Here is a 5,442-nt window from a genome sequence, read left to right as displayed (position 1 = left end):
CAAGGTCTGCATTTTCTAGTTATTTAAGGATCCAGCTACAATCCAAGATTTCATTTGGTTAATCTCACAACTACTCAACTGAGTGGTCGCAGAAGGCATGGGAAAATAGCCGGGTTGATGAACAATCGACCCATATAATTTACCATTTGCCGCATATTTAAGCACGTTAGCATGCGTGGTCAAATCTATATTCCCTGATGGCTTTAGACCGCTATGACACCCCGTTCAATTGGTCGCGAGGATAGGTTGAATCACCGTTTTGAAACTCACATTGCTTGTTATACAATTCGTTGCCGATGCATCACATCCGTTATTCTTCGCTCCTTGTTTAATCCATGTGAGCACATTGTTGATGTTTTCTGTCGAAAGTGGCCCTGCTGGTGGCATGCGATCCTCTCTGGTTTCAATCAATGATTTATACAAATCACTGCCTGCCGGATTCGAAATTTTTACCTCCCGCATGATGTTTGTATAATCAGTTAAGATGACGCCATCTTGTTTTGATATAGCATCATGGCATCCGCTCATCGCACAGTTCGAAACAATTAATGGTAAAATCTTTTGCTTAAAATATACCGTATCTGGGCTACAGTTGACCGCAATGGGTGGTTTAATCACCGGTACATCCACGACAGGGTTTATCGGATTTGTTGGGTTTATGTCAACTAAAATAGCGCCAGCAGGGGAGGATCCACGAATCCATTTTCGGATCATGGTGATGTCACAATTGTTCAACTTTAACGTTGCTGATGGCATCGGTTTATAGCCCACCGCATGCGTTAACGAACCATAAAGTTTTCCGTTTTTTACGTACGTCTGAATCTTGTCATAACTGGAAAGATCAACGCCTGCAGATGGATTGCTTGCGTTATGGCAAGAAACACATTGTTTATTCATGATTGACCAAACCGATTTGTCAAACGAAATTGACACCGTATCACAAATACTGTTTGTGCTGGGAATCACGGTAAGCACGGTATCTACTTTATTCCCCTGTGGGACGATTTCGATGTTTTTATCCTCCAAACATGCCCACAGAGACGCGACGATGCTGAGAACCAATATTCGTTTCATCTAACGTAGGTTATACTGAAATGAACCTTTTACTTTGATGACCTCTGCAATTTTCGCAAAAACGATTTTAGGAATAGCGATTTTGTATTCATCCAATTTGATATCAAACTGGCAATTCAAATTCAATGTTTTTCCCGTAGAAACAATGGTTCCTTTAAACTCTACCGTTCTAGAGACCCCGTGGATATTTGCTGTACCTAACGCGCTTACCGAATAAGTACCCGGTATTCTTAAGTCTACAGCCTCCTTGATTTTCCCTTTAAATGTTGCCGATGGATATTTATCTGTTTCCAAATAGTTTTCATTGAAATGTTCTTGCATTAATTTATTTGGAAAGATAAAATTCGTCACACGCATTTGAACAGCAACTTCATTATTTTCAGCATTGATAATACTTCCCACTTGTTTATTTAACGCTTGGATGTCCTCCATCGGGGTTTTTGAGAAGAAAGAGATTTCGCCGCTTTGGGTAGCGAATAATTGGGCATTTGCAGACCATCCTAAAAGGCAAAATAAGGGAAGTATGAGGTAGCGCATTATTTTTTGGGTTTGGGTTCAAAACTAAAGGTTCTTGCCACGTTGAAGCCGTAAAATAGATCCCCGTTTTGCCAGGTTCCTATTGTTTGGCCGATAAAATGTTTTTCAATCATTCCACGTGAGTTTGTTACATGAAGCTGAAACACGTGTCCCCCCGTTTCGATATCAAAGCCTATCGCAAGGGAATTGTGATAGGGATATTTTTGACCTGATTCATCTTCGTATTCTGCTTTGTCTATTAAATTATAATAGTATTCCGCAGAAATACTGACGCGATTACTCAATTTATATCGTCCACCAAATCCCATCGATGCCTGCGTGTTTTCCATGTATATATTCTCTGCCAAATTATTGTGAAATACCGTTGGCATAACTTGTACGGATAACTTATCAGAAAATTTACGCGCAATTAATAGTTGACCCATGAAGGACTGCCTCTGTAGGTTGTTATTAAAGCGCATAACTGTGCCAGATTCCATCGTATAACCCGTTTTCATCGTATTAGTCGCAACACTTCCATAAGCCGTCACAGTCACAGGCATTTTGTTGGATTGCCTGATCGCCTTGTACTTAAAATAGGTATCGTACGTCTTTTCTATCGTAGATCGCCCTGCTCCCACCAGCAGTCGGTCAGTTAAGGCATATTCCAAACCCAATCGGATGCGCGCTTCATCTAATCCAAAAAAATTATCAATAAACCCTGAATTTATCGCGCCAAAGCGGTGCGAAATCCAAAAATTCAAATGCTGTTTGGCAATCGTCTCTACCGTTTGACCATTGATCAAACGAGATCCTTTAAAGGTAGCCAGGGTATAATTGGTTTGCTTAGCATCCTCTTTTTCCAACATGGCCATAAGGTCATCCTGCGCTTGAAGTTGGAATGTGAACAAAAACATTATCCCTAATACATAGATCCTAAGCATAAACGCGTAAAGAAGTGCCCGTTAGAGCTGTTTGATAGGTCTTTAATGCTCTACTCGCCACAGATTCAGCTTTTCCACTCGTACTAAATGTAGCACCATGTGCCGTACAATAAAATTTACTTCCATTGTAGATTACTTGCGCTTGCCCTTCATGCGTACAAATTTGGGTAACCGCGGCAAAGCTTGTCGAGGATACACGCGCTACGACTACTTGGTTATAAATCACATATTTACCTACGGTATTTAATGCGGAATATGCGGCATTGGATAAGTCAAGTGTAAAATCGATGGCGGACGCTGGGGTCACAGCCTCGTTTTCACACGAACTTAAAGTAGCTGCTCCACAGTAAACCGCTAATAAAGAGGCCCCTTTAAATCCCAAAGATTTTAGGAATTCATTACGTTTGATTTTTGATTGCATATTTTTCTAGGGTTAGTGAATGCAATTTAGTTTTTTATCAGGATAATCTACGGCATCCCATGTATGATATTTGTCATAATCGACTGCTTAGCGTAATTCGGCTATCAATCTTTGTTTTGCGATGATATCATTTTATATACTTTAAAAATTCATAATCTTCCTTGAAATACCTCCATATAGGACAATTTATTCCGTACATTTGAAAAATTTATTTACCTATGATTGAGCTTTTTGCACTGCGATTTTTGATCAATTTGTTTTTTACCTTTTTGGTCATTCGATTTATCTATTATCCCCAATACAAGAATAAGGATTTTGTATTCACCTTTTTTCTTTTCAATTCCATCTTGTTTGTGCTTTGCTTTTTATTGGCAGCGGCCGACTTGAAATTCGGGTTTGCTTTTGGACTTTTTGCCATGTTTTCGATGTTCCGTTACCGCACTGTCACGGTTCCGATAGGCGAAATGGGCTATTTTTTCCTGGTGGTAACGCTCGGAATTATTAATTCCATCGCTTCTTTAGAGAATTATCCGATGTTGATTCTAGCCAATTCCCTTTTAGTAGGGGTAACCTTCCTTTTAGGGCGTTTTTTAACCCTAACCCATGAAAATTACCAAGTACTTACCTATGAAAATTTAGAACTCGTTAAGCCGAATCAAAAAGCCCTGTTGATTCAAGATTTGATTGACAAAACAGGCCAGCCCATTCACCGGGTGCAAGTGGTTAAGGTAGATTACCAACGAGGTGTGGCCCAACTAAAGGCCTATTATTATTCAAAGGATAACGAAACTTTTTCTGCAGATGCGGAAGCGTAATTTCCTTTTCCTTTTGCTTTTTCCCTTAGGCTGCTTTGCTCAAGTAGATACATTAATGAATGTTGAAGTTAAAGCCTCTAGGCCGGAATTTGGGAAACAGGTTTTTTATCCCAGTGCCAATCTGACCAATTTAGGAGGTAACCTGCAAGATGTACTCGCGAATATCCCTTCTATTTATGTGGCGGGTGATGGGAGTATTCAGTACCGTGGAAGTCAAAGTCTAACCATTTATTTCGATGGTAAACCTTCTGGAATTTTGTCCTCTTCCCGCGCGAATGCCCTTAGTCTTTTTCCTGCTGATCGCATCGAATACATTGAAATTATTTCTGCCCCCGGAGCAAAATATTCTGCTGAGGGAAGTTCAGGTATCTTAAATATTGTCTTAAAAAAAGGGGATCCTTCACAACAAGTTCAAGCGAACTTGCAATGGGGTACGCATGATCAAGTAGCTTTTTCTTCTCGCTATGGCAATGGATATAAGCGCTTGAATTATTCGTTTGATTATAATTTTAAACAGTCCATTCGCGATAATTATCAATACTTGTACCGTGAAAATACAAGCCAATTCGGTTTGCTTCAGATTGAGCAAAATACCTTTGAAGTAAATAGAGATTATAATCATGCACTGCAGGGCCGTGTGGAGTATAGCCTTAATCCGGGTTGGAATTTAGGTGTTCAGTGGATCGGTCGGTTTTCCTCAGATCACAACGATGAAAAGCGATTGAATAAGTCGCAATTTGTTCGAGCTCCGGATCGCTTCTATATTCGAGATGCTGATAAACGAGGGGATGACCAAGGTATGGATGTATTGGTTTCATTGGGTACAATCAAGAAACAAAGGACAACAGCCCATTTGGATTTTCTATGGATTCGTAACCTAGGTTCTGATCAAAATGATTTTGTCCAACGTTATTTTTTTGATGGATTTGAAATTCCCAACAGCAATATTCCCACGCGATTAGAGCAATCTTCTGCGCTTAGCTCCAACTATACCCTTCTTTTCCAGGGCGATTGGGAAACACAATTGAATAAAAAAACAAGCTTTGAATATGGCTTCAAATTCACCCAGCGCCTTTTTGATACGGACTTTCGTTACGAACGCTTCAGGCTTGTTTGGGACCTAGATACCCGAAGGAGTAATGCTTTTACTTACCTAGAACGTATTCAGGCAATCTATGGGTCTACCCGTTACTCAGGAAAACAATGGGAGTTTCAGGGTGGTTTACGGTTGGAGGCCACACAAGCTAATCTGAATTACCTCCAACTATTCCCTTCCTTATCGCTTAAACGCAATGTGTCTAAAAACCAAGAAGTGGGATTCCGATTTAATTCGCGCGTTAATCGACCGTCATTCAAATCTTTAAATCCCTTTATATCTTTCGCGGATCCATTAAACTTGCAATCAGGTAATCCGATGTTGCAGCCGGAAAGAACTTACCTTGCCGAAATCGAACACTCCATGGATGTAGGTACGTTTCATACGAGTAATCAGGTATTTTATCGTCGGGTAAACCAGTTGGTAGGCCGTGTGAGGAGTTTGATGGAAGGTGACACTACCTTAACTCGTTTTGAGAATATTTCGCATTCTGAGACTTGGGGATTCGAAAGCATTAGTTCATTTAGTCCCTTGAAAAATTGGAAAGTTAATCTGACGGGTTCGATCTATCAAACG

6 protein-coding genes are annotated in these 5,442 nt (G+C 40.2%); 2 read left to right on the top strand and 4 right to left on the bottom strand.

The genetic code is table 11. The features are described 5' to 3' along the window. Positions 1-225: 225 nt before the first annotated feature. Genes ACIQZ2_RS11510 through ACIQZ2_RS11495 form a run of 4 tightly spaced genes read right to left on the bottom strand, consistent with a single transcriptional unit; the run spans position 226 to position 2,955 of the window. Positions 226-1,074, bottom strand: a complete 849-nt coding sequence (locus ACIQZ2_RS11510; RefSeq protein ID WP_395768998.1) for a c-type cytochrome — start codon at positions 1,072-1,074, stop codon at positions 226-228. After that, complete coding sequence (locus tag ACIQZ2_RS11505) at positions 1,075-1,611, bottom strand: YceI family protein (protein ID WP_395768997.1); 537 nt, start codon at positions 1,609-1,611, stop codon at positions 1,075-1,077. Further along, positions 1,611-2,534 (bottom strand): DUF5777 family beta-barrel protein, encoded by a 924-nt coding sequence (locus ACIQZ2_RS11500; protein WP_395768996.1) that lies wholly within the window; start codon positions 2,532-2,534, stop codon positions 1,611-1,613. The genes ACIQZ2_RS11505 and ACIQZ2_RS11500 overlap by 1 nt, the downstream gene beginning before the upstream one ends. Continuing rightward, entirely contained in the window at positions 2,527-2,955 is a 429-nt protein-coding gene (locus tag ACIQZ2_RS11495; protein ID WP_395768995.1) for a ubiquinol-cytochrome c reductase iron-sulfur subunit, read from the bottom strand. Before ACIQZ2_RS11495 ends, ACIQZ2_RS11500 begins: the two co-directional genes overlap by 8 nt. A 218-nt stretch (positions 2,956-3,173) precedes the next feature. Here ACIQZ2_RS11495 and ACIQZ2_RS11490 point away from each other — a divergent pair, with 218 nt between their 5' ends. Together ACIQZ2_RS11490 and ACIQZ2_RS11485 are read left to right on the top strand one after the other, a co-directional pair. Continuing rightward, positions 3,174-3,770, top strand: coding sequence for a DUF4956 domain-containing protein (locus tag ACIQZ2_RS11490; RefSeq protein WP_395768994.1), 597 nt, complete (start codon positions 3,174-3,176; stop codon positions 3,768-3,770). Beyond that, positions 3,757-5,442, top strand: a 1,686-nt coding sequence (locus ACIQZ2_RS11485; RefSeq protein WP_395768993.1) for a TonB-dependent receptor domain-containing protein, incomplete at its 3' end; no start/stop codon positions are given. The genes ACIQZ2_RS11490 and ACIQZ2_RS11485, both read left to right, overlap by 14 nt.

Source organism: Aquirufa sp. (genome assembly GCF_044342065.1).
In the GTDB taxonomy this organism is placed as follows: domain Bacteria; phylum Bacteroidota; class Bacteroidia; order Cytophagales; family Spirosomataceae; genus Aquirufa.
Note: the sequence above shows the minus strand (reverse complement) of the source record. Positions and strands in the feature narration are given on the sequence as shown.

What these genes read in the sequence shown, in the direction of transcription:
- ACIQZ2_RS11510 (WP_395768998.1), bottom strand. Translation starts at nt 1,074, where the DNA reads ATGAAACGAATATTGGTTCTCAGCATCGTCGCGTCTCTGTGGGCATGT.
- ACIQZ2_RS11505 (WP_395768997.1), bottom strand. Translation starts at nt 1,611, where the DNA reads ATGCGCTACCTCATACTTCCCTTATTTTGCCTTTTAGGATGGTCTGCA.
- ACIQZ2_RS11500 (WP_395768996.1), bottom strand. Translation starts at nt 2,534, where the DNA reads ATGCTTAGGATCTATGTATTAGGGATAATGTTTTTGTTCACATTCCAA.
- ACIQZ2_RS11495 (WP_395768995.1), bottom strand. Translation starts at nt 2,955, where the DNA reads ATGCAATCAAAAATCAAACGTAATGAATTCCTAAAATCTTTGGGATTT.
- ACIQZ2_RS11490 (WP_395768994.1), top strand. Translation starts at nt 3,174, where the DNA reads ATGATTGAGCTTTTTGCACTGCGATTTTTGATCAATTTGTTTTTTACC.